Raw genomic sequence first — 23,887 nt, forward strand, 5'->3', positions numbered from 1 at the left:
CTTTTACTCACCAAACTGCAAAGCACAACTAATCGCCGTCTGAGTTGCCAAAGTGTCTTCTTGAGCTTGTCTAACTTCTGCTTCCAATTCATCCAAACGTTCACGCAATGTCATCGTGATTTCTTCCATCTCACCATCTGGACGCATACGACTAACTGAAATCTGTTGATCAGGATTTTGCATAATAATATCCAAAGCCGCTGATTCTTCAGGACCATCACCAAACAAAGAACCTTGTCGCGGATCTCCCATGCTTTCGATACGATCAATTTCAGATTGAATATTCTCTGAAATCCCTTTAGCACTTCGTTTATTTTGATCAAATACATTTAAGAACTGTTTTGCACCAGGTGTAAGTCCATCATCTATTAACTGACCTTGGTTTAAATAGTCTTGAACGTTATGGCCATTGGCCTTTAGATCACTCAGTTTTTGCGCTGCTTGTGCTAAATCACTTGCTAAAGTGTTTTGATGTCTACCCCCTTGCTTAACCAAATCACCGAGCTGTGCAAGTTGTGGAGCGCTACGAAGCAATGCATTTAAAACCGTTTTACTATCATCATCCAAAGATTCAGCCAATCGAGTTACTAGACTTGAATCACCGTATGCACGCTGTACCAATGCAGATTCAATACGGCGTTTACCATCTTGGTTTAATCGCCCTTCAGCCGTCATCATCGTAGCTTGTTCAGCCTTAGGTAATGATGAAATAAATCCACGTACAAAATCCATCGAACCATCTAAGTTGACTGATCCGTCTGAATTAAAATTAATCATGGATGAGTCTGGTAAACGATCAACGTCTGAAACAGCTCTTTCAGTAGCGCTGAATTGCGCCACATCAGACTCATTAGCTAAGCGAGCAAATTGCACACGGTCAGTATCTGTTAGGCGCGTACGGACTAAAACGGGCTTGTTTATGCCTGTTATATCGATGCCTTTTGATGTGGCATAGTCTGCAACAAACTGTTGGTATGCATCTGCTTTGCCTGACTCGTAAGCTTTTGCAATGGCCAGTGTACGTCCGTTGCCTGATTCAACTACGTTATCCATACCGATAATAGGTGCACCATCAGACAGCTTTGGAGATTCACCGAGCCATTCAGGTTTTAAGTCATTCGCCATTTGCTCGATCTGTTGGCGTGATGCTTCACGTGTACGGTCACGTGGTTGTAATTCACTTGGATAATTAGGATTGACGCCATAAGCTAAATCATTCGATGCAATGAGCTCATCAAGTGATTTAACTTCATAAGCAAAGTCATAACTTGAACCATCCATCCCCATTGCTGTGCTGGTATTGGTACCACCATATCGAGCACTTAATTGATTCCATTTACTGCGCCATTTACCAATAGCTTGACCAACGGTCATACCCTGCATGCCATTATTTACCACAATGTCATTGGCATTCTTTGGATCGTACTTGCGAACCACATCAATCAGCTTTGTATTTGGATCTGCTTTTAGAACTGCACTTGCGCCACCAGGTCCAAGTAAATGCCCTAGATAATGTTCATGCGGTTGCAGTTCACGGCCAATACTTTTACGGATCGTGCTTTCCGCCTGTTTCATATGCTTGAAGCCAATGCGGATTTGTTCGTCCACACTGTTACGATCTCGACCACCTAAATTACTCCAAGTCTTATCCAGAACTTGGAATAAGCCATGCGCCGTAGACGTTGGATTTTTAGCAGTTGAACTAAATTGACCACCTGTTTCTATGTGGCCAATAACCAAAGCTACTGACGGATCAATTCCTTCTTGCTGTGCCTTGCGTGCAATCAATTTAGCGTTTGCTGGAATTGCCATATTTTCATATTGGACTGGACGTTTCTTCTCTTCGCCCTGTACTTCATGAGGAATATTGACTGGTCGACCAGCAACTAAATCAGCTTTCGCTTTATCCAAATTTTTATAGTGATTGTTTTCTTGAATTGGATTAGTTGTATTTACTGGCTCTAATGTCTTATCAAACTCCATTTCATTTGCGACAAGTGCAGCATGTTTTTGCTCAGGAGTAGCATTAGACATATAGCGTCCAGCACCAAAAAACAGAGTATTTAAAAGTACATCTGTTGCTACTGATTCGCCTGTGACTTCATATTTCTTTGCTTGCTTGTCATATCCTTCAGACTCAAGAGCTTGATTCGATGCATACTGACCTGCAGTAGATAAAGCAGTCGCCCCACCTATTGAGAGCAATCCATCTTTGATCAATCCACCTGTGCCCTTAAATCCATAAGACATCGGCAAAACGGTCGATACTGCTGCAACCGCACCATCGGTCAAAGCAACTTGTGTGGCTGTATCACTATCAACACCTTGGCGTGTTAAATCACCATAGACATGATTAGTTTCTGATAGTCCTGTTGCAGCTGCTGCACCACCAATACCACCAATTGCCCCGCCTAAGGTTGCACGTGTGGCATAGTCACCAAGGCTAAATGCTATATTCCCAATAGTGCCTGTATTTTCCTTGTCTTCAAGATAATCGATTGATCCATAGATAAGCTCATCACGTACCTTATCCTTATTTTCTTTATAGACAGAATAAGGCTCTATAAATTCCTCTGTTCGTACATCCCTCAAAGAATGCGATACACGATCTACCACGGCATCAACTGGTGCCATGACAGTTTCACCAACTTTAGCAAATCCAGCAGCCATACCACGAAAAGGCGCACTAACAGCACCATCAAATAATCCAACTTCTTTCGGTTGCTCAATGGGTTTATGTGCAAGACCCTTGGAGTTTAACTCATCAATTTGACGCTGTTCTTCGCCTGCAAATTCAGATAACCAGTTGCTCATTACTTAGTTACTCCATTCAGGTTGATTCGCCAAATTGCACCATTAACAATTAATGGGGTTCCGCGCTCATTGATCAAATCATATTGAATTTCACCACGTGCTGAACGTTTATCAGAACGGCGTAAACGTAAGTCTTGTAATTCAGCAACACTTAAGCCTGTTTGCTTGGCTATCGTGTTGTAGCCTTTTTCTAAGTGGCTTTCAAAATTTGTATCATCCATGCCATATGGTTTTGAGACTTTCCAATCAGATTGACCATATTTCACGTTTTGTTTATATACACCACCAGTGGCCATACTGAGTGCAGTAGAAACTAAGTTTTTATTGATATCGTCTTTATCTTTATGCTGGTAGTTATCACGTTCTGTCAAATGAGCATAGATTGATTTAAATGCTGAAAAGCTCATATTTGCTGTAGTACCTGTGACAGATGTACCCACATATTTTCCGAATTCCTGACGAAGCAAATCATCTTTTGGCAAAATCAATTGTTTATTTTTTAAAGCTTGTGTGCCACTTACTATCGCAGTCGCAACGTCCTCACCTTTTGTCGACCTATAGTTATTCATACGCGCTACACCAGCCATCACGTAAGATAAATCTCCAGAACCTAACTGCCCCAAAGCTGATCCCCACAAAGATGAACCATCCTGAACACCTTTGGACTGCCCAATCAATTCACCGATAAAATTCAGCTTTTCATTCACTGGCATAGCTTCAAAGGCTTTTCGTGCTTCTGGTAAATCTTCTTCTGAAATTGGACGTACTGATAGATTTGCATCTTTCAACGCAATTTGATTTACGCCGTTATCAATCAATTTAGAGACAAATGATTTCGGACTGCTACGCAATTCACTAGATGAAAGCGTATGAACCTTTAAACCAGCCTCTGACACAGCTTGATTAGGATTCTTCTTAATATTCTCTAACTTCTCAGCATGCAGAGATTCAAATACACCTAGAATCTTTTCTTCAGTAGCTGGATCGGCTGAAGGACTATTAGCCATTTTAGATTTTTGCTGATTGATACGCTTGAGTTGCTCAGTGGTGGATAGCTGATTAAAGTGCTGAAAATTATTAGACTGCTGCTTATAAAATTTGAACTCACTTTCATGTTCAGTACCTGAAACAGCTTTTTCAACGTTCAAGGAATACTCTTCATCCAACATACGCCCTGTGAGAACTTGAGTTTTAAAATCTCCGAAAACTTTACCCGCCATTTGCACTCGTTTATTTTCTTCGACCTCAACCTGTTTATTAATCGCATCGATACGGCTTTGTGCTTGGGCTTTCTTTTGCTGTGCTTGCTGACCATCAAGATAACCGTATTTACCTTGATCGAGTTCACCTACCAAAGCTTGTAAGTCTTGAGTGTTCTTTGTTTCGATCGCTTTAGTTATACGGCTATCAATTTCTATGAGATCCATTGAAGTGTTGTAAGTACTCAGGCGTTGCTGTTTTACATGCTCAGGAATATTCAAAGTCGAAATATTATTTTTTAAATATTCTGCACCTTGTTGACGTGGCATACGTGTCGCAATTTCAGTCATACGATCAGCAACGTTTAAACCGCGCTGTTCATCAGCTCTCAACTGCAATGGTAGAAAACCTGTACCATTTCGATTGACGTTACTGGTCCAATGGTTTTTTAAATCCTGACGTGCATGCTGTGGTAGATCATTTTCAATTTCTTTAAATCGTTTCTCTGACCAACCACTTAATAATTTATTCGCATCTTCTGCACCCATTGCGCCGTTTGCCACATCGTTTTTAAGCTTAGTAACTTGCTCCGATAGTTCTACCGTCAAGATGTCATCAACTTTGACCTTGGCTTCTTTGGTGGCTAATTCATTTCTTGCATCAACCACACCGCCTATTGCTTGACCTAAATTAGAAAGACCTGAAAATGCGGGGCTTTGTCTTAATTGCGGACTAGAATTAATTCGACCTTGTGAACGAGGAATCATCACCATAATTATTTCCACCCTGCTACACGTGCACCAGCACTAATCGCACTGCTTGCCGATCTCAAACCATAGCTATTTGATTGTATGCTTCCAGCTCTTCGAATATTTGAAGCGTTATTGTCTGCATCTTGAATCATGATTGCAGCGTTATAAGCACCATCAGAGATAAATTCATCTTGAATAGCAGCTGCTGAACCGACATCAACATCAAGTCCATTTTCTGCCGCTGCTGCACGTGCTGAACCAGCATTATTTTTTGCCATAAGTCTAGCTTTTTCAGCCTCAACACGTGCTACTGAGCGTACCGTTTTGGCATTACCTTTCGCTTCAGCACGTGTTTGAACAGCATTCATAGAGTTTTCAACACTGCTGAAAATATCGCTAATCAATCCACCGCTTTTACCACCACACATAGTTAAATATCCTTTTCCAATACATAGCCAGTGAGTTCAAACCCATGCGATTCATAAAGCTTTACAGTCTTATCAGCATGAATTCCTGTGATAGTTCCAACGCTTATTCGATCAGCACTATGCATTTCAGACCATAAAACGAATGCTTTGATTAAATCTGATGCTGCACCTGACTTACGATACTCAGGTAATACGTATAAACCATGCTCATATGCGACCTTATGACCAGTTCGCCAATCAATATCAATGGCACCAATTAGCGTCCCGACCACTTCAAACTCATTATCTAGAACAACAAAGATTGAACCGTATTCATCAATTAGTTTTTCAAATACTTGGGTCGCACGTTTTGTGTCGAACCCTTGAGATTTGAAACGCTCCGATTCTTGAGTAAGTTTTTCGCCAAAATCTACTAATACTGGAACGTCTCGTTCTTCTGCTGCACGTACATACATTTTATTTCTCGTTCACTGATGCCAACATAGAGATACTTTGAACGTGAAACGGTAGAGGTTTGTTGTGTGTTAATTTAATTTGTAGTTCATGCAGTGGCATCCAACCACTTAGTGCTACTTCGGTGTAGCCTGTAAATGGCTGATTCTGAAAGGCCCATTGATCATTTCGCTTGTGCTGAAACTCATATTCATTGACATAACCACCAATCGATTTATTGAGCCACACCACAACATCATGGACCATAATTTTATGGAACATCATGGTTGATGGTACCTGGCTAAAATCAGGTGCAAGCAAATCAACGACCATCTCAAATGGCTGACCTAGAAACGCTGTAGCCACACCATCGGGATAATCTTCACTGTAAAAATAACCGTCATATTCAGACCAGTTATAGAGCGGATCGACTAACTTCTGCATATTTGCATCAAGCGTTGAGTTCGTGACTAAGAATTCACAATCACTCAATGCGCTATCCGTGATTTCTTCAAGAAATGTTTTGCCATTTCGATCAGTGAGCATGAAACATTGATCTGATCCAGTACTGGTTGGCAAGGCACATATCGAGATTACATCTGCACCGAAATCATGTAGTGACCATGCATTCATTTCCTGATCACGGTTAAGTGTGATACTCGCTACTTTCCCATCACCCAAGACCATCCAGACAAGGCTATACGGCGTTTGTTGATAAGCAATCTCTTTGATGCCACCGTGATTCTGAGAAATATGTGGTGCAACTGCTGAAAGTTCTGGTGAAGTCAGACCATCCACTTCATAGCGGTATGACAATGCTCTTAAACGCTCACCACCACGTTGAACAAATAACAATTCATTACCGACTAAACATGGTCGTACATCTTTTTGAACGCCGTATGATGTGTGTTGGTCGATCTGTGCCGAAGCTGGTGTGAGTGCACCAGTCGAACTAATCAGAAACTCTGAGCCACCTGTAAGCGCAACCACGCCGCCACGTTGAGCAAGATGCAAAATATTATCTGACTGAGCAGATGATGAAGCGATGCTAAATGCATCTGAATCCTGAGTCGACTCCAAAAAGTCGCCGTCATTTCCAATCGAACTAAACCACATCTGATTCGGATTGGTTTTTGTATTGGCAAATACCAGTCTTTGTTTGAAAAATACAACCGTCCGTGGGTAACCTGTACTTGATGTAAATGCCAATGATCCCAAAGTCCAAGACTTTGCGATTGCTTGTACATCCGCATTCAACTTGACCATGACTTCACCCATTACCACTGTAGGTGAACTGATCGATGTGATCTTGACCTGACCACCGTTGATAGAGACTACTGCACCAATATGACTTGAATTGAATACTGAAGCATCTACATTTGTCACTAATTCCCACTGTGATGCAGATTCAGCAGGTATTGCGTTTTTATTGTCGACTATCGCTCGCCATGTTTGCCCCATGTAAATCACACGGTCACCAATAAGGTATTGCTCTGCATTGTTCCAAGATGGAAAAGCTGTAGCGGTCAGACTAATATTTTTACCAACATCCGTACCTGATGGTTTTAAAGCAACGTTTGGCGAAGATCCGAGTTCATCTGTAGGCTGTGTCGTGAAGTTAAATGGACTGAATTGCCAATTGGTAAAATCTGCAGAACAAATAAAACGATAAACTGGTGTTTCACCCTGCACGAAATACATGCGGTACCGTGTATGTGCAAATTGAACTTCTTTGATCTTTTGCGCCGTATCGTATGGCGTTTCTACTGACCATACCGTTGTATTCGACCGTGGATCATAGACATACAAATGACCGATCTTAAGGATGATCATGTACGCATTTTCTGAATTTGGAATGAACGGGATTAGGCGAAGGCAATCGTCAAATACACCCTTGAATCTTGTACCTGGTCTTTTCTTAGCTCCACCTTCAACAAGTGGAATCGCATTTAATAGCGTCTTTGCACCATTTCCATACTGCTGAATATCTGTTCGAGTATGGAGTAATGGAGATAGCTCACCACTGCTGAGATTGTTTTTTAATAACCATTGTCTAGCCATTAGTAACGACTCCCCACGTAGCGTGATGGTGCATACTGCATTTCTTCACTAGGTCGCTCTTGTGCATTGATTGCTCGTGCACGGCGTAACAAACGCTCATATTCCGCTAATGCTGATTGCCCTGCTGCATCACTTCCTGTATTCGGTTTACTGAGTCTCGAAGCTAATTTAAGCGCCATAGCTTCAACCAGCATCGAATCCCATTCATCTTCATTGTCGTTATCAAAGATGTACTCGAGGTTGATTTGATTTTGGTTGGCAAGGATATGACGACCTTCGATTTCATAGCACTCTGTATTAGCGCTGATGATACGAATAAAATCTCGTGGTAATGGGAACGCATGCGCATAGCCAAAGCTAGGATGTGTGGTAATTGGCGCAAGAATGGTACGTTTTTTAGCACATGACCAAGGATGATCACGCAAGATCGATTTACGTGTCTGATCGTATAGACTTCTGCAACGTTCAGCTGTTGCTGTATTTTCATCAAACCCTGTAATGCCCCGATCACCAATCAAACTCAGCGCATGATTGCAGATAGATACTCTTGTTGTAGTCATAAAAAAGCCCTCAATTTTATTTCATATTGAGGGCTTCTTTGATTAGGTTTGTTGGGTGTTAGAACTGCGTATCCAATTTAGATTGATGTAGTTTTTCTTTTAGTAAATATCCTTCAAGCATCCACACTTTGTTGCGTGCATTTTCGTACGCAATTTTTTTACCAATTTCTGCGTCGAAATTTTCAGGACTTGCGCATGAGGATTCCCCTGTAACAGTGAATCCATTTTTCAAGATCAACACACAAAAGGTTAGAGTCTCCAACTGCTTGTGCATGCCGATTAATGATGTTGTGTTTGGGTCGGCACCCCACTGCGCATTAGCTGCGGTGAAGTAATATTGATCAACAATAATTGAATCAATATGATTAGGTGTTAAACGTGGTGCATTTAGGCCTTTGTCTTGAATTTCTTGTTCGATTTGTTGTTCTGAGTTACTCATTTTAAAAATCCTTTAGCTGAATTTACTTGATATAAAAAAAGACCTAACACTCTTGCTGAAAAGTGTTAGGCCAAAACTGATTAACGTACGAAGTCGAGCGCTACAACTTTCTGTTCGTTAGAGCGGCCAGCACCATAAGATGCGATACCACCGATTTGTTTGGTGTTTGATTTATCCCCACGAACTGTAATATCGAAGTTTGAAATCGAATTACGTCCATAGTGAATACCACCCTTAGCCACTACGAAAGTACGACCAACTGGCGCCTGTTCTGTTGAACCTGTACCTGCTGGCAAGTCTTCATATGGTAGCCAAATGAATCCACCCCATTTTTTAGCCACATCACCATCTTGAATCGCTTGGATAGTGTCACGATCCCATTTGGTGAGTTCATCATCCACTAAAATCTGCTCAAGAATTTCAGAGTTGTAAATGAAGTATAACGGCGCATTGTCAGCATGATTCTTACGAAATAACGCACGTGCTTTTGCGATCTTCGCTTTATTTACTGGTGTAGCATTTGCACCAATGATTTGAGTAGACGGCAGAGCCAAGTTTGTATAACTCTCGCCGTCAGCAGTTTTACGCTGAACTGATGCACCAGCAGCTGCAATGATCACCTTGTCACGCTGGCGATGTTCTGCAGCGAGACATGCTTGCATGTAAGGTGATGTAGGATTAGCAGACAATTTTGCTTCATCACGTGGATCGATCGGTACGAATAATCCATAGTCAGCCATAGCTACTAAGCGAGTACCAGCTTCAGGTACAGACCATTTAGTATCGGCAAAGCGTGTTGTCATTGCCTCCATCTCTACAGTACCAAGGTCATTCACAGTAAAAGATGAACCTTGAATCTGACCACGATCAGTCGTTAAGACCTGCAATACTGATTGTGTTTGTTGACATTTCACTTCAAAAGCATCGTGGAATTGACGCTTAAATGCTGCGGAGATCATGCCACCATTGGTTGCGATATCTTGAGCCATTGGACTTGCCCCTTATTAATCCTGATATTGTTTTTCATAGTAAGCATTGATACGCGCAGTCACCGACTTGTGATCAGGATGATTTGCATCGCTATACGCTTCTGACATCATTAATTGTGTGATTGTTTCACTACCGCTTTGCTGTGTGTTTGATGGCGGTAAATCTTCCTGAATTTGCTTACCAATTGCTGCAGCAAGCTTCAAAGCTCCAATCGGTGAATCCAAATCACTTGCCTGAAAACCTAAAGCTTCAATGGCTTGCTTTGCTAGATTCACATTTGCATTAAAATCAGTACCCCATTCTTCTTGTAATGCTTCAATCTGCACGGCGTTATGCTCATCAAATGCTTTAACGACCGCCGTGACTTGAGCATTGGTCATACCTTCAGCGTGAAAGGATTTAAGCACTTCGGCATTACCCGACTTGAAAGCATCAAAATCAAAGCCATCAATCTCAACTGAATAGGCATCAGCTGATTCAGGTACATCAACTGGTGTCGGTACTTGATTGTTTTCAGCTTGTTGCTGTTGGTTGTTTTGATCCGCACTAGGCGTTTCTGTAGTTGTTGTGTCCACAACTGGCGCTTGTGTTTGTTCAGTTGTTGGTACGTTCGTTGTGTCTGTTGTTTGTGATTCATTCATTGTTTTGCTCCATATGTGCAATTTCTAATTGCTCGCTATAGCGAGGATCATTGGCTGTATTAATTCGGTTGATGATGAAGTCAACGACCTCCGCACGACCTATACGGCGACACGTTTCACGCTCATCATCGGTAAAAACATTTCGTTTAAATCGTGAAGTGAGTTCTTCTAAAATTCGTTGACCATCTCCACTCATATCGAAATGCAATCGATAGGTCATAGACGTAGGTTTCTTAACTTGACGCCATTTGAAGTGATACCCACGTTCATCTTTGGCTTCTTCTTCGTTAAGCAACTGCTGGAAAGGTTTTGAATGTTCATCAAGCTTGGCTTTGTAGTATTCAGCATTGCGCTTGTTTAAACGGTTTTCTTGGATCAATTGACGGATGATTACGCCCTTGACTAAAAGCATTACCGTTAAAATTGCTATGAAAAAACCAATCATTGAACAGCCTCACTTACCATTTGAGCCTCTAACCCTTTACCCATACCTTGAGCAACCGCACCAGTCATTTGTTGAGCCATGATTGCTTCTTGCTCTTGGGCTTGAGCCTGTTGTTGTCTTTGGGCCTTCTCTTCTCGATATGCCTCAAGTTTTTCAGTCGTTCGCATGATTGACGTTGGCACACCTAAACCAGCTGCAATAACGTGAGGAATCGCATCTGTATCAACGTTGTCTAGAGTGTTTGGATCTACTTCAATGATTGAACTGAGTGACATCATCAAACGCTCGATGCTTGAGACTTCTTCAAGCTTTTGAGCACGTGCCAAAGGTGAGATAAATTTGAAAGAAAGATTACGCTCGACAAGTTCTTCAGGAGCTTCTCCAAGCACACCAGCACGATAAGCAAGCCCAAATGAACGCTCTAAAAGTGGAACTAGTAGTTCAGCTTGTGCACGTCCATACAACGGACCTAATTGCTGACGAATCATGTCTACACGCGCATAGATTTCAGCTGCAGTTGGCGGTGTGTTGTAGTGTTGAGTCAGACCATCAGCCAATAATTTACGGCGTATCCCTGACTGAATTTTTTCAAGTAGACCATCCCCAACCACGAAGCCTCGACCTGAATCTAAGCGCTTCAATGAATCGGTACTGTTCGCTGTAATGATTTTCCCACCACCTAAGCGCACTGTACGAGGATTTAGAATGCCGTCATCTTCTGCTACCCACATACCTAGAATGTCGATTTCAGCACTGCGTAGCGTATCTCTGATCAATGTATTGGCTGTCTTTGCATCTGGTAATGCGGTTGACATAATCCCTACGCCGTAAACTGAACCAGGTATTTTTCTAAAACGTGGTACCGCGCATGGGAACTCGTTGTAGCCTGATTCTTTCAGCATATGCTTACTGTCTACTTCCAAATGATATGAAGCAAAAGGCATATTCTTTGGAAGCAATGGACGGCCATCTAACGGCGTTTTAACATCACGTGGTTGAATCACACGCAGTAATTTAAAACGATCATCAGGACGGTTTTTAAATGCATCTTGAACGGCTTGACTGACCTTGTGCCCCCCAAACTCATTGACGATCTGTGCTGCAGTTTTAGTGTATTCACGAAAAATAGTATCGATTAAGCCATCTGAACGAGTTGATGCAATAAAGCACTCACCAATTGGCCATCCTTGGAATACGTATCCACCACCTTTCTTACGATCAATGTCTTGGTACATGACACACCAACCAGCAATCGCAAAGTCAATCATCACGTCGAAGATTTCAGAATCGTAATTCGCGCCGTGGATGTTACGGAAAATGAACTGTGCAACCTGCTCTAACCAGTGCTCACCCTCAGTTAATTCGGCTGGATCGTCCATACCATCAGGTACAGCCTTAAACCAAATTGCATTCGCTGGTGTGGTACCACTAATTAAATTCGACACAAACGTTTGAATAGAATCTGCAGCAGTTGAATCTAGCAAATCAGCACGTTGTTTCTCACGTGTGCCAGTTAAATCACTGCCACCACTGAAACATTGTTGGCGCTCAGGTGCACCAAACTTGTAACACTCAGTCCAATGCGACTCGTACTTGGCGCGCTCAGAACGCATTTCTCCAAGTCGTTTGCATAGCTGTTTTGCTAGTTCACTCATGCCTTAACCGCCTAATGTTGTTTTCTTTTCGTTTTCTTCTGCTGAAGCAAGCACATCAGAGGCTTTACGTTTCTTACGTTGCGCCTTAGCATCGTTCTCAGCCAATTGCGCTTCTTTCTTCGCTTGTGCTTCTGCTGCTTGAGCATCGAACCCTTTTGACGCTGCTTTGGTATCAGTAAGACCAACTGCATCTGTCACCGTTCCGATGACTTTCCCTACTACGCCACCACACATGATTAGATTTCCTTTTGCTCTAAGCCGTGTTTACCTTGAACCCAACGTGTTTTCTTCTTCGCTTCTACACCACCAGCTTTAAGCAATTGGTCGAGTTTTGATTCGATGCGTTTTTGGTTTTCAAGAATTAGGTCTAGACGTACGTCATTGATCTGAATTGGTTCAGCTGTATCTTGAGATTCAGTTGATTCAGGATTGGTAGACATTTCATTAGAAACGTTTTCGCCGTTTGGATCGGTTTCAGTTACACCTGGTGTTAATTCGGGTTCAGTTGCACCTGGTGTTTGAAGTTTGCGAGACATAAAAAAGCCCTATCGTTGTTTATTGTCCGATAGGGCTAATTTGAGGGGTTATTGATTATGGTTTGCTGGGTGATTATTTACGACTTATCTCATCAATGGTCTTTAGAACAAAACCATCCTCAATTGGATCACCATCCCCAATATAATTTACACACAGAACGCCATCCATGACACATAGGTGACTAACATCTTCATGCCAACCTTCATGATTTAATGAAAACTCAGGAGATGATTTCCATACATCCTTTTGAAGATCATGATCCCACTCGGGCCATTCCTCACCTTCCCAATCCCATCCATTTTCAAAGCAAGCCAATTGAGCCTTATCCCATGTTTCTTTGTCAGGTGTTTCAATACAGATATTCATTCAATTATCTCTCCCGAAACTTATTATAAAAACTCGTAGGCTTTTGACCTACATACTGAATCCAACCAAAGCCATCACGCCAAAAGAACCACTCATTGTTATCGTACTTCCACGGCGTACCGTCATTCTCGATATGGGTATAATCAGGAGGCATTATCTAAGCGCCCCTGTTAAATACACGTGTGATTTACGCAGAACAACCATGTGCCAAAACCAAAGTAGTTTTAGTTTCAATCCTTTTTTTGGCGGTAATCCGTAGGCAAAAACATGCAATCCTCTTTGTATTATCTTGAAATTCTCAATGCCGAGCGGCAGATAAACCACTATTTCAGACCCAAATTTCTCCTGATCTATAAAAACCACATCACCATCAATCACCACGTTATCACTAGCAATAATACAAACTGATTTCACAATCCTATCTCCCGATCCAACTCATCAATCACTTGGTCACATAGACCGCCGTCTTCAAAAATATCTAACTGACCTAACTTGTATTTGTAGGTCTGCCATTCCCCTTCACGCGGGTATCGCTCAATGCCTGTTTCCGTTTGCCACAGCTCGATAAATGCCGCGCCGTTGTCATAATTTGGAATGCCACCTCTCGCCCATTCTGAGACTGTAGAAGCACCAGACACGGGCAAAATGAATGCGATCTTTTCATGCGTCCAACCAAAGTGATTGCACAAATCTAAGATCATACGGTTGAAGTCTGGACGCTTATATCCACGCTGTTTAACGCGAAATTCCTTAACCGTCTTTTTATTTTTTTGATTAATAAAACGCGCGCGCGCGCGAGGATCAGTGGCAAACGCTACAGAATCAACCGTCATATCCATATTTATTCCCCTTAAAGTTCCCAGACTTTCAAACGAATTAAGCCACCTTTGACGACGCTTCCACGCTTTACATGAAGCTCGTCGAACTGTTCATCATCCTCACAAAATCCACACTTCACTAAAGAATCGATAGTTGCTTTCAAATGGTTATCGATATCTCGTTTTTGCATGGTTGGAAAATGAAAAGTCACTTCGAGTTTTAAACGTGTAGTGAGTCTCAGAGCTGGTATAAGCGCATTAATCACGGCGTGAAACTGACGTGCTTTATCACTCAATTTCATGCCTTTACCGTGACGCTCCCAGTAGTGATTCACACTTGGTGGAGTTGCAGCGATTTCACAAAACAAAACCTGATTTTCGTCATAGTCTGTATTTCGCTCTAAATTCGCTTGTATTGCGTTTTTCTTAGCTTGCTGTACCTTTACTTGATTTTCTTGTTTAAGTCGCTCACGCGCTAAGCCTGATCGGTTTTGATGTGCTTTTAAGTGCGCTTGTAGCTGTTGTTCGCTCCATCGAAGTGTTGTCATAAGCCCACTCCAAATGTTTGTTTAGATTTCAAAGTTGGAACAAAGCCTTGTGGCAGTTGGTTATCTCCCTGAATATATCCGTGCTTCTGCAGCGAATTTAGATACCTTTGAACAGTTCTAGCACTCACACCTGAAACAACTTCATCCATGATATCTTGCACGTATGTTTTGCTTGTTCTACAGGTTATAAACAGTAAAATTTCTATCGTAATTTCAAACATATATCCATGTGACTGAGTAGTGCTCATACTGGCATCCCCCTTCTAACTTTCGCCAATAACTCTGGTGGACATGGCACGCCACTACGATTTCTCTCATCGTTCGTAAGTTGTTTAGTTCTCTCGGTCTTTTTGGGATTTACATACATGACTTGAACACGATTAGATTTCTTCGCGTTAGTCACGTTGTCTTTGTAGATTTCGATGAATGCTCTGTGTGCTGCCTTTTGCCCCTCAACTTTCAAAATTTGACGTACATCATCGAGTGAGTGTTTCGCAATGATTGTGATTTCAGAGTTTTGATCGGCTTCAAAGTTCATTGCTTTGACCCAAGCCAATTCAGCCGACCACCAGTCATCATCGATGAGACATAAATCTCTAATCCCTGCGATTGTTGGGCACCAACGTTCAGATCGAATACGGTCCCAACCGCTTTTCAATTGTTGCGGTGTGATGCCTTCAAGCGCTTCACGTAGTAATTCGATCAAAAGATTCGAATCGGTTTTACCGTGTACTCGATCAAACTCAGATCCGAATAGACCCTCCATTTTTGCGAGCATTCTCTGCGCTATTTCAACTGGAAAAGTGACTTCAAAAGCGCTCTCAAACAAAGCCACATCATAATTTTGAGGTTCAGACATTGCGTGATTCCCCCTCGATATCTCGAATTTCGTTTTGCTGTTGGTTTGGTTGTAGGAAGTGTCCGAATCGACTTTGCGGTTTTTGTGCAGTATTCGATTTCTGTTGAGCTGGTTTGTTTTGACGTTGCTGATAAGCCTGTTCTTCAGCATCAGTTCTCAAATTCTTCATGAACGTGGTCAACCAGATCGACATCCACTTTTGCGGCGTGTGATTTGATTTATCCAAAGACCATTGCGCCATAGCTTTGAGATTTTCAAAGATGCGGTCACTTGAATGATTTGGATAACTAATTTTGGCTTGATCGTGAAAATCGACTACAGCTGGATATTTTTCGCAAAGGTCTTTGAATGAAATCGCTGTTCGATCTTGTGGGTGATATTCAACGAAATTCAGTGCACGGCTTTGTGCGGTGAATTTCTTATTATTATCTTCTTCTAAAGATTCTATAGATCTATCTATTGTGTGTCCTGTTACAGGACTAGTTACTGGTTCACTAGCTGTACTAGTATGGTCTTGTTTGCGGACTAGTCTTGTAGTAGGACTAGTCTTGTTAGTGAACTGATCTTTGAGGGAAACTTCATTTAATCTGTAAGATTTCATCCCCTGTTTGCCATTAGCCGTGACCGTAATAACACCTAATTTAATAAGCTCTTGCAGAGCGTTAGATACTGTTGTTCTCCCCATTTTTCGTGAACCTTCAAGATCACCACCCTGCAATTGAGAGTAGCTAACAAAATCAGATTCTTTATTATGTCCATTGATACGGTTTTCTAATTCCGCATAAACATTTCTAGCCGCATCACTTAGGAACGGATAAACCTCGTAACGATACAAGCGACTAGACATTACATAGCCTTGTTCGAACTTATTGCTATACATGTTTGATCCAGCCTCTTGTATTTTCTCTTGAGGCTTGCGAAATGGAATTACTTTTGCAGTATTCATTTATCATTCCTCAAGTATTCGAATGCGCTCTTAGCCACGTATGAAACTTGTCCATTCCCAATGGCTTTAAGTCTGTCCACCCGATGGGCCACCCCATCAGCCACTCGACCCAATTCGGGTTCAACACACCACCACCGTGTCCACTCTTGACTGCTCCCGCTAATCCGTTTTGATGATGACTGCTTACCTTTCCGCGCTTGTTTCCATCTGAAGCTTTGGGGGTTGGATACATTTGAACAATCGCTCCTAGAGTCGGTGACTTTCGTGCGTAATCCGCTGGTGATCCATTTCTCTTCCAATCTGATGCCACTGGTGTTGGCAACAATCCAGATTCGGTCACGTTGATGGGGCGCTCCGAAATTGGATGCTGAAAAACGTGCCCATTTTGCGTCATACCCCATTTGGGCAAGATCACCGATGACTCGGGTAAGTCCTCTTGAAACAAGCATTGGTGAGTTTTCCACGAACACGAATTTCGGTCGTACTTCACCAATAATTCGAGCCATCTCGGCCCACATCCCTGATCTTGCTCCATCAATTCCAGCTCCTTTACCTGCCGAACTGATGTCCTGGCATGGAAATCCGCCAGATATAACGTCAATAATTCCTCTCCATGGCTTTCCGTCAAAACTGCACACGTCAGACCAAATTGGGAAAGACGGGAGAATTCCATCATTTTGTCGTTGCGCCAAAACTTGTGCTGCGTAGGCATCACGTTCAACTGCGCACACGGTTTTCCATCCAAGCAAATGCGATCCGAGTATTCCGCCACCAGCGCCTGCGAAAAGAGCCAACTCATTCATTAGCTCCCCCCTTTCAATAAGTATTTGTTTCGTGTTAAATTCATCATCGGTTTCCAACCTCGTTTACTTTTCTGAGTGAACGGCTAAAAGGCTCAACTGGTCGCACAGTTGGGCTTTTTTCACGCCTGAATGTTTTGGTGTTACATCAATCAATCGTGGCTGCGCTGTCAGCGCAAAGTCTGTATCTATTGTTTCTGTGGTAAGACGTGCAAAGGCTTTGAGAGAATTTAGGTATTCCCTCACTTCCGAGATTTTTTGATTCATGCAAACACGACTTAATTTAGAAACATCGGTTTTTTCGGCTTTGGCTATCGCTTCAAATTCACGCTTTTCTTCATACGTGCATTTAAAAGTGATGCTTTCAGTAAGCTTTTCAGACATAGGCTCACCTAAGAATTTGCAGGCAAAGGGGCAATATTTGCTTTTAACTCCCCCTTTGTTGAAATTTCAAAAACGGCTTGAGTGCTTAAAGGGATACCTTTTCGCCAATAATTAATTACAGAGCGATCACGCCCAAGAATTCTTGCGAGCTCTGCATCACTTTTTGCTTTATAGAAAGCCCGTAAATCATCCACGGTCATGTTTATTTACCTAAACAACTTTGTTTAGTTTATTGAACGATAAGTTTAGGAATATGTCAATTTTTTTGTTTAGTATTTTAAACAAACATTAGGCTTAATCATTATGCAAACCACATCAGATAGAATTGCTCAGCGTATGTTTGAGCTGGGTTTACAACATAAAGACTTAGTTGCCGCTACTGGTGCCAGTAAAGGGACAGTTACTAACTGGATCAGTGGGGTAAACAACCCAACAGGTAAGAGATTAATTTTATTAGCGCAAGCCTTAAAAACTTCTGAAAACTGGCTTTTAACAGGCAATCAAACCCCTGAATTTACACAAGTCGAGCCGTGGGATAGTAATACCCCGCTTGATGATGACGAGATTGAAATTCCATTCTTTAAAGATTTTTCTTTTGCTTGTGGCGGCGGCTCTATTGGCGAGGCTATCGCTAATGAAACACGCAAATTAAGAATGTCTAAAGCAACACTCAGGAACCTATCCATTACAAAAGAGAATGCCGTGGCAGCGACTGCAATCGGCGATTCAATGAGTCCAACCATTAAAAATGGGGACACAATTCACTTGGATTTAGCTCGTAAAAAAATCAAAGACGGGAAAATTTTTGCTATTTGTCATGGTGGTTTATTTATGGCTAAACGCCTTTATAACCTGCCTATGGGCGGGGTTCGCATTGTTTCTGACAATTCAGTTGAATACCCAGAAATACAATTAAGCGCGCAAGAAATGATTGATCAACAATTTGAGATTGTTGGCTGGGTTTGGCAAATATCCAGTTTAGAAAGCTGGTGATGATATGAAAAAGATTTGGGAATATGGGACATCCTCACCAATCCAAAGAGTTGGGCTAATAATATTGTCAATTGGACTACTTTCGTATTTAGCGTGGGTATTTGCTGAATATCGATATGGTTATGACTATAGATATATTGATAGATGGGTTGGTGTAATTTTTGACCCAGACTATTATCCAAGAAATAGAGATTTTTTGTTTTTTCACTTATATCTTTATTTAATTCCTATCGGTTTATTAATGACTTGGGGTTATAAGCTATTAGTAAAACTAAAAAAGTGGGTAATGGTTGGCAATAAAAAAGAATTGGTAAACGATCAAATATTACACTTCAAAGATAATGAAGCTGCATTTGATATGGCTTGTAAATTTATGGATACCAATATAGTGCAAGACAAACCTGTTATCGCCATATCTATGCAGGATATGAAAAAACCATCCGAACCAATAATGATTAAAGTTGCAGGTGACCCCTCTTTTTTTGCCCACACAGCTACCAACTACACTGGGGATCATTTAATAAAAAAAGGTGATTTAATTGGTGTTATGCCATTCAAAAAGACAGAAAACATAACAAGTTACATGGAAGGTGATGAGAGAAAGCAATGGCTGTTTTTAGTTATTTCTGAAATTAACCCTAGATACCACACTACAAAGCAAATGTGGTCAATAAAGAAAGACTTTTTAAGAGAAACTACTGATTGATAAACATAAAAAATAAAACAGCCCACCCCAACGGTGGGTTTTTTTATTTGTCTTTAAAAAGCAAAATAGTTTGGGAAAATAAAAAAGTTCACTTAACTAAACAAAAGTATTGACTCAATTTGTTTAGTTTACTAAACTGATCTCGTACCCAATAAAAAAAGCGGCAATGAGTTCGAAGGCATGCCGCTTTGCAATTAAGCGAGATAAGTATGAACCACAATCAAACAAAGAGTCAAACGTCTAAACGTTTGCACCAACACCCTACCCCAGCGGAAATGACGACAACTCGTCTAGCTTACATCCGCGCAAATATTAAAGAGTTTTCAATATTCACTGTAATGGCTGTGATCTGCTGGCTATTGGTTAGCTCCCTTATCGCTTTGATTTTTGGGGGTTGATCATGTCTACAAAAAATGAATGGCAAAAGCTTCGTGCTAGATACAGCAGTAATGCCAAATATTCAAAAAGACGAGTTTTATCCAATAAAAATGACCTTGAAGATTTTGCAAACTGGCTTGTAGATCAAGGTGCTGAAATCTTATTAAACCCCTGCCAACACGAGTCATTACGGTTTTATTTAAATAATGAATTTGGCATCGTTTGGGATAAAGGAACAGGGAATCTTTTGGCTCATGATATGGGCATGGCTTATGAGGAATCAAAAAGATGAACGCATTTGTCACACCTCAAAAAAATATCGTTTCTATCCGCGCTTCATCTCTAAGCGATTTATTTGATTGCCCTGCGCGATGGGAAGCTAAGAATTTATTAAATAAGCGTAATCCAGCTGGTGCACGTACTCGTTTAGGTACTGCAATTCATGAAGCAGTTACCCAATGGGACTATCAAAATCTGGTGGGTAACGATGTTTCAATCGAAGAATGTGAAGAAATTCTGCACCATCAAATTTGGCAGCCGAATGAAGAAGTGGATTGGTCTGATCTAAACCAGAACGATGCTGAATCAATTGGCCAGTCAATGATGCATAAGTACATCACCCACATTGCACCTACTCAAAAGTTTATTGGTGTGGAAGTACGTTGCGAATCATTAATCCTTGCAGATCTAGGCATTGAACTTACTGGCACCATCGACCGTATTTATGAAAACGACGAAGGTGAATTAGGCATTGGTGACATTAAAACCGGTAAAAGCTCCGTAGGTAGTGATGGTGTGGTTAAAACAGTTGGCCATGCACCGCAAATGGGAATTTATACCGTACTGGCTGCACATGCTTTACAGGAAGCTGTAACAGCACCATCTCGCATCTATGGCTTAACCACCGCAAAAACAGATAAAGGCCAGCACGTGGGAATCGGTGAAATCGAATCACCAGCTCAGGTTTTACTTGGCACTGAGGAAGAACCTGGACTGCTTCAGTTTGCAGCCAAGGTCATAAAAAACGGTGTCTTTTTTGGCAACTCAAAATCCATGCTTTGCAGTGAAAAGTTCTGCCCTGCTTTCTCTACATGCAAATTTCGTAAGTAATTAATTTTTTTCAAAATAAGGAATATACCCATGACTTCACAAATGATGACAACTGAACAGCTTCGCACTCAACGTAAACCAGATGATGTAGAGGCAAGCTTTAATACATATCGTGGCTTCCAAGCTATGTCACATATGGCTGAAAGCTTAGCGAACAGTACGATTATTCCCGAAGCTTTCCGCAATACAATCATGGTTAAAGACCGCTATGACAATAATGCTAAAAAATGGCTATATAAGCCTGAACACAATCCAAATGGCGTATCTAACTGCATCATCGCTCTAAATATGGCACAGCGTTTAGGCGCAGATCCAATGATGATTATGCAAAATCTCTACTTAGTTGATGGTCGTCCAAGTTGGTCAAGCCAATTTATTATTGCTGCAATTAACAGCTGTGGACGTTATAGCCCATTACGTTTTGACATCACTGGTGGTGATGAGGAAATGGAAATTCCTTATGCAGTTACAGAGTGGGAATATAACAAAGAGACTCGTAAGCGTGAGCCTGTGGATTCAAACAAAGTTGCCCGTGTGAAAAATCTTAAATGTGTAGCATGGGTAATTGAAAAAGCAACTGGTGAGCGCCTTGAGTCTAGCCCGATCACCATGGAACTGGCTGTAAAAGAAGGTTGGTTCCAAAAGAATGGTTCAAAATGGCAAACCATGCCTGAGCAAATGTTGCGGTACCGTGCTGCATCATTCTTTGGTCGTATCTATGCGCCTGACTTATTAATGGGTCTACGCACACATGAAGAAGAACTTGATTCGATTATCGACATTACGCCTGAGCCTGCTCCGCAAGACGAGCCAACAACATTAGCTAATATTCAAAAAAATGTTGTTAAGAATGTTGCAACTAATGACCAAATTTCAACGTCAAATGATGTAGAAGAAAAGAATGTTTCGGCAAAAAAACCTACTTCAACTGAAGTACGTAAAGAATATTTAGATCGAATCGCTCAGATTGGAAATGCAAAGGATTTAGAAACTGTAATTCCGTTTATCAATGGCAATGAAATTCTTACAGATGCTCATAAAACATACCTGGTGAATGCGGTTACTAACAAAATTGAGGATTTGAATAAGTCTAAATCAACGAATGAAACTGTAGATCCGAATAGAAGTGCTCAAGTCAAAGGTGGGTTAGCCATGATGATTAATGAGGCTAAAACACTTCCTGAACTTGAAGCTGTAGCACCTAAAGTTACTGAAAACAAAGCCAAACTGACACCTGAAGATCATCAAGAGCTATTGGTGAAATACAGCGAGCGTAAAGTAATTGTTGCTCAAGTAGACATTTTTGATAGTCAACCAGAGCAAAAACCAGTTGAGAAAGCGATTGCACGCATCATGAAGTGCCAGACCCAAGACGAAATAAATCAAGTTTGGGCTGAAATTGAAAGCGATCCTTACTTGTCTCGATCATTAACTGAAGAGGATAAGAAAGCTATCGAAAGTGCAGCTGATCAACGTGAAGCTGAGATTACAGGCTAATCACAAGCGCCCTTCGGGGCGCACTCCAAGGAGTGGATCGTATGAAACGTGAATATTTTTATGGGTGTGTGATGTTAATTATTTTTGGTTTTGCAGCTGCAGTCGTGGCGATATGGGAAAAGGTGGCGTGATGAAATTTAAAAATTCTTATCCTATTCTTTATAAAGATTTACAAGCATGTCTTATTTTTACAGCCAAACAAGATGTCCGTTTTTACTTAAAAGGTGTTTATGTTGGTAAGGGAATAATTTCAGCTACACATGGTCATGCAGCTTTAATTTGCGATGCACCAGAATCTGAAGAAATTGATTTAATTATACCGAGGGAATCCATAGCTTCTCTTATTCGCAAACTTGGTAAAAGTGAACGTATTGATTATGTGAACCTCCATGAAATTAGCGAAGAATTTTGGCTTCTTCAGTATTCAGATGCATTTGAACTTTTCAGGCCTATAAACGGAAAGTTCCCAGATGTGAAAAAAATAGATTTTCAAAAGCCTGAACGCTATACAGCGGAAGAATTTCCAACCTTCAATTTTGATTATCTTATGGATTTTCGAAAAGCCGCTGCAATTTACATGAAATTTATTGCACCGAAAATCTATCCGACATCAGTAAACGGTACAGCATATATAGAAATTAATGATCGTGTGCACGGTTTGTTAATGCCAGCAAGGACTTAAATATGACTGAATATTGCTTTATGTGTAAAAAATTCACGGTTCGCTGTGGTGTGTTCTGTTCAGTTTGTGGGTTTAAGTGAGGTAGAAAATGTCTAAAGTTGTATTGAAGCCTGAGGAGCTTTTAGCACAAAAGATTGCATCTGGTACTTCATTAGTCAGCACAAAAGATGCAGCAACGATTTTAGGTTATGCACAAGTAACGCTTCGCAAATGGGCAAGTTATGGCAATGGCGACTTAAAACCAGTGATGACTAAAAACGGTGCGAAGTGGCGTTTGACTGATATTCGGAATTTGGTAGGTGTGTGATGAAAAAAGTGATGCAGACAAAAACAGGCATTGGTGGGAATTGTGAAGGTGCTACCCTTGCGACATTATTGGGATTAAATATTGAAGATATCCCTGATTTTTGGGAAGGATGCGACAAGTCAAAACCTGCATGCCCAGTAGAAGGTGCAAAGTATCAAGAAAATCTTAATCGGTTCCTTGAGGGCAAAGGTCTTAAAGCTATATCGCTAGGTTTTCATGAACCAAATGATGATTCTGAAAGCTGGGTTCGTGATATCTCAATTGGTGCTGGTATAAAACATTTAGTGAATGGTATTTCTCCACGAGGTTATATGCATTCGGTGATTTATGAAAATGGGAAACTATGGCACGATCCACATCCTGAAGGTGGTGGAGTAAAACCATGTCAAATAACTTTCTTACACCCAATTTTTAAAAGCCAAGCCTCTTAATGAGGCTTTTTTATTGTCCGCCCTGCTTACACGTATTTATTTTGATTGCTTACATAGTGCTTACATGGATTCAGACATTAAAAAACCACTTACGATTAGTACACCTAA

At 41.2% G+C, this 23,887-nt stretch carries 33 protein-coding genes; 9 read left to right on the top strand and 24 right to left on the bottom strand.

Features of this window, described 5'->3' with window-relative positions; all coding sequences use genetic code 11:
* Positions 1-3 precede the first annotated feature (3 nt).
* The 24 genes from CL42_RS01920 to CL42_RS02030 all read right to left on the bottom strand — a co-directional run bounded on the left by CL42_RS01920 (position 4) and on the right by CL42_RS02030 (position 17,875).
* A complete protein-coding gene (locus CL42_RS01920; RefSeq protein ID WP_035264435.1) occupies positions 4-2,814 on the bottom strand; it encodes a transglycosylase in 2,811 nt (936 codons plus the stop codon).
* Positions 2,814-4,787 (bottom strand): hypothetical protein, encoded by a 1,974-nt coding sequence (locus CL42_RS01925; protein WP_035264436.1) that lies wholly within the window; start codon positions 4,785-4,787, stop codon positions 2,814-2,816. Before CL42_RS01925 ends, CL42_RS01920 begins: the two co-directional genes overlap by 1 nt.
* 2 nt (positions 4,788-4,789) lie before the next feature.
* On the bottom strand, positions 4,790-5,194 hold the full coding sequence (locus CL42_RS01930) for a hypothetical protein (RefSeq protein ID WP_035264438.1): 405 nt from the start codon (positions 5,192-5,194) through the stop codon (positions 4,790-4,792).
* Positions 5,195-5,196: 2 nt separating this feature from the next.
* On the bottom strand, positions 5,197-5,649 hold the full coding sequence (locus tag CL42_RS01935) for a GNAT family N-acetyltransferase (RefSeq protein ID WP_035264441.1): 453 nt from the start codon (positions 5,647-5,649) through the stop codon (positions 5,197-5,199).
* 1 nt (position 5,650) lies between these two features.
* Positions 5,651-7,687, bottom strand: a complete 2,037-nt coding sequence (locus CL42_RS01940) for a carbohydrate-binding protein (protein ID WP_035264443.1) — start codon at positions 7,685-7,687, stop codon at positions 5,651-5,653.
* A complete protein-coding gene (locus tag CL42_RS01945; protein ID WP_035264444.1) occupies positions 7,687-8,247 on the bottom strand; it encodes a hypothetical protein in 561 nt (186 codons plus the stop codon). Before CL42_RS01945 ends, CL42_RS01940 begins: the two co-directional genes overlap by 1 nt.
* 58 nt (positions 8,248-8,305) lie before the next feature.
* A complete protein-coding gene (locus tag CL42_RS01950; RefSeq protein ID WP_035264446.1) occupies positions 8,306-8,686 on the bottom strand; it encodes a Gp49 family protein in 381 nt (126 codons plus the stop codon).
* 80 nt (positions 8,687-8,766) lie between these two features.
* A complete protein-coding gene (locus CL42_RS01955; RefSeq protein WP_035264448.1) occupies positions 8,767-9,675 on the bottom strand; it encodes a phage capsid protein in 909 nt (302 codons plus the stop codon).
* A 15-nt stretch (positions 9,676-9,690) separates the two neighbouring features.
* Entirely contained in the window at positions 9,691-10,317 is a 627-nt protein-coding gene (locus tag CL42_RS01960; RefSeq protein WP_035264451.1) for a hypothetical protein, read from the bottom strand.
* The gene (locus CL42_RS01965; protein ID WP_035264454.1) at positions 10,310-10,762 is read right to left on the bottom strand and encodes a hypothetical protein; all 453 of its coding nucleotides are present in this window, start codon (positions 10,760-10,762) and stop codon (positions 10,310-10,312) included. The genes CL42_RS01960 and CL42_RS01965 overlap by 8 nt, the downstream gene beginning before the upstream one ends.
* Entirely contained in the window at positions 10,759-12,417 is a 1,659-nt protein-coding gene (locus CL42_RS01970) for a portal protein (protein WP_035264456.1), read from the bottom strand. The genes CL42_RS01965 and CL42_RS01970 overlap by 4 nt, the downstream gene beginning before the upstream one ends.
* A 3-nt stretch (positions 12,418-12,420) precedes the next feature.
* Entirely contained in the window at positions 12,421-12,651 is a 231-nt protein-coding gene (locus tag CL42_RS01975) for a hypothetical protein (protein ID WP_035264458.1), read from the bottom strand.
* 2 nt (positions 12,652-12,653) lie between these two features.
* Positions 12,654-12,953 (bottom strand): hypothetical protein, encoded by a 300-nt coding sequence (locus CL42_RS01980; protein WP_035264461.1) that lies wholly within the window; start codon positions 12,951-12,953, stop codon positions 12,654-12,656.
* Between the two features lie 73 nt (positions 12,954-13,026).
* Complete coding sequence (locus CL42_RS01985; RefSeq protein WP_035264463.1) at positions 13,027-13,320, bottom strand: hypothetical protein; 294 nt, start codon at positions 13,318-13,320, stop codon at positions 13,027-13,029.
* A 4-nt stretch (positions 13,321-13,324) separates the two neighbouring features.
* Positions 13,325-13,474 (bottom strand): hypothetical protein, encoded by a 150-nt coding sequence (locus CL42_RS17210; RefSeq protein WP_171076733.1) that lies wholly within the window; start codon positions 13,472-13,474, stop codon positions 13,325-13,327.
* On the bottom strand, positions 13,474-13,734 hold the full coding sequence (locus tag CL42_RS01990; RefSeq protein ID WP_035264465.1) for a hypothetical protein: 261 nt from the start codon (positions 13,732-13,734) through the stop codon (positions 13,474-13,476). Before CL42_RS01990 ends, CL42_RS17210 begins: the two co-directional genes overlap by 1 nt.
* Positions 13,731-14,159: a hypothetical protein gene (locus tag CL42_RS01995; RefSeq protein WP_035264467.1), complete on the bottom strand. Its 429-nt coding sequence runs from the start codon at positions 14,157-14,159 to the stop codon at positions 13,731-13,733. The genes CL42_RS01990 and CL42_RS01995 overlap by 4 nt, the downstream gene beginning before the upstream one ends.
* A gap of 11 nt (positions 14,160-14,170) precedes the next feature.
* Positions 14,171-14,686, bottom strand: a complete 516-nt coding sequence (locus CL42_RS02000) for a RusA family crossover junction endodeoxyribonuclease (protein WP_035264469.1) — start codon at positions 14,684-14,686, stop codon at positions 14,171-14,173.
* Positions 14,683-14,934 carry a hypothetical protein gene (locus CL42_RS02005; protein ID WP_035264471.1) on the bottom strand — a complete coding sequence of 84 codons (252 nt, stop codon included), beginning with the start codon at positions 14,932-14,934 and terminating at the stop codon, positions 14,683-14,685. Before CL42_RS02005 ends, CL42_RS02000 begins: the two co-directional genes overlap by 4 nt.
* The gene (locus CL42_RS02010) at positions 14,931-15,545 is read right to left on the bottom strand and encodes a hypothetical protein (RefSeq protein ID WP_035264474.1); all 615 of its coding nucleotides are present in this window, start codon (positions 15,543-15,545) and stop codon (positions 14,931-14,933) included. The genes CL42_RS02005 and CL42_RS02010 overlap by 4 nt, the downstream gene beginning before the upstream one ends.
* Positions 15,538-16,425, bottom strand: coding sequence for a hypothetical protein (locus CL42_RS16425; protein ID WP_155756942.1), 888 nt, complete (start codon positions 16,423-16,425; stop codon positions 15,538-15,540). The genes CL42_RS02010 and CL42_RS16425 overlap by 8 nt, the downstream gene beginning before the upstream one ends.
* A 62-nt stretch (positions 16,426-16,487) precedes the next feature.
* Positions 16,488-17,294, bottom strand: coding sequence for a DNA cytosine methyltransferase (locus CL42_RS02020; RefSeq protein WP_035264477.1), 807 nt, complete (start codon positions 17,292-17,294; stop codon positions 16,488-16,490).
* Positions 17,295-17,357: 63 nt separating this feature from the next.
* Positions 17,358-17,675, bottom strand: coding sequence for a hypothetical protein (locus CL42_RS02025; RefSeq protein WP_035264480.1), 318 nt, complete (start codon positions 17,673-17,675; stop codon positions 17,358-17,360).
* Positions 17,676-17,683: 8 nt separating this feature from the next.
* A complete protein-coding gene (locus CL42_RS02030) occupies positions 17,684-17,875 on the bottom strand; it encodes a hypothetical protein (RefSeq protein WP_035264481.1) in 192 nt (63 codons plus the stop codon).
* Between the two features lie 103 nt (positions 17,876-17,978).
* On the opposite strand from CL42_RS02030, the gene CL42_RS02035 reads away from it, so the two are divergent.
* The 9 genes from CL42_RS02035 to CL42_RS02070 all read left to right on the top strand — a co-directional run bounded on the left by CL42_RS02035 (position 17,979) and on the right by CL42_RS02070 (position 23,779).
* Positions 17,979-18,668 (top strand): S24 family peptidase, encoded by a 690-nt coding sequence (locus CL42_RS02035; protein WP_035264484.1) that lies wholly within the window; start codon positions 17,979-17,981, stop codon positions 18,666-18,668.
* A 4-nt stretch (positions 18,669-18,672) separates the two neighbouring features.
* The gene (locus CL42_RS02040; protein WP_155756943.1) at positions 18,673-19,374 is read left to right on the top strand and encodes a hypothetical protein; all 702 of its coding nucleotides are present in this window, start codon (positions 18,673-18,675) and stop codon (positions 19,372-19,374) included.
* Between the two features lie 209 nt (positions 19,375-19,583).
* Positions 19,584-19,772: a hypothetical protein gene (locus tag CL42_RS16965; protein ID WP_155756944.1), complete on the top strand. Its 189-nt coding sequence runs from the start codon at positions 19,584-19,586 to the stop codon at positions 19,770-19,772.
* Between the two features lie 2 nt (positions 19,773-19,774).
* Entirely contained in the window at positions 19,775-20,044 is a 270-nt protein-coding gene (locus CL42_RS02045) for a hypothetical protein (protein ID WP_035264485.1), read from the top strand.
* Positions 20,041-20,862: a PD-(D/E)XK nuclease family protein gene (locus CL42_RS02050; protein WP_035264487.1), complete on the top strand. Its 822-nt coding sequence runs from the start codon at positions 20,041-20,043 to the stop codon at positions 20,860-20,862. Before CL42_RS02045 ends, CL42_RS02050 begins: the two co-directional genes overlap by 4 nt.
* A 30-nt stretch (positions 20,863-20,892) precedes the next feature.
* Entirely contained in the window at positions 20,893-22,359 is a 1,467-nt protein-coding gene (locus tag CL42_RS02055) for a hypothetical protein (RefSeq protein ID WP_035264489.1), read from the top strand.
* Between the two features lie 130 nt (positions 22,360-22,489).
* The gene (locus CL42_RS02060) at positions 22,490-23,041 is read left to right on the top strand and encodes a hypothetical protein (RefSeq protein ID WP_035264491.1); all 552 of its coding nucleotides are present in this window, start codon (positions 22,490-22,492) and stop codon (positions 23,039-23,041) included.
* Between the two features lie 88 nt (positions 23,042-23,129).
* Complete coding sequence (locus CL42_RS02065; protein ID WP_035264492.1) at positions 23,130-23,348, top strand: helix-turn-helix domain-containing protein; 219 nt, start codon at positions 23,130-23,132, stop codon at positions 23,346-23,348.
* The gene (locus CL42_RS02070) at positions 23,348-23,779 is read left to right on the top strand and encodes a hypothetical protein (protein ID WP_035264493.1); all 432 of its coding nucleotides are present in this window, start codon (positions 23,348-23,350) and stop codon (positions 23,777-23,779) included. Before CL42_RS02065 ends, CL42_RS02070 begins: the two co-directional genes overlap by 1 nt.
* Positions 23,780-23,887 lie beyond the last annotated feature (108 nt).

It is taken from the genome of Acinetobacter sp. Ver3 (assembly GCF_000632455.1).
Lineage (GTDB): Bacteria > Pseudomonadota > Gammaproteobacteria > Pseudomonadales > Moraxellaceae > Acinetobacter.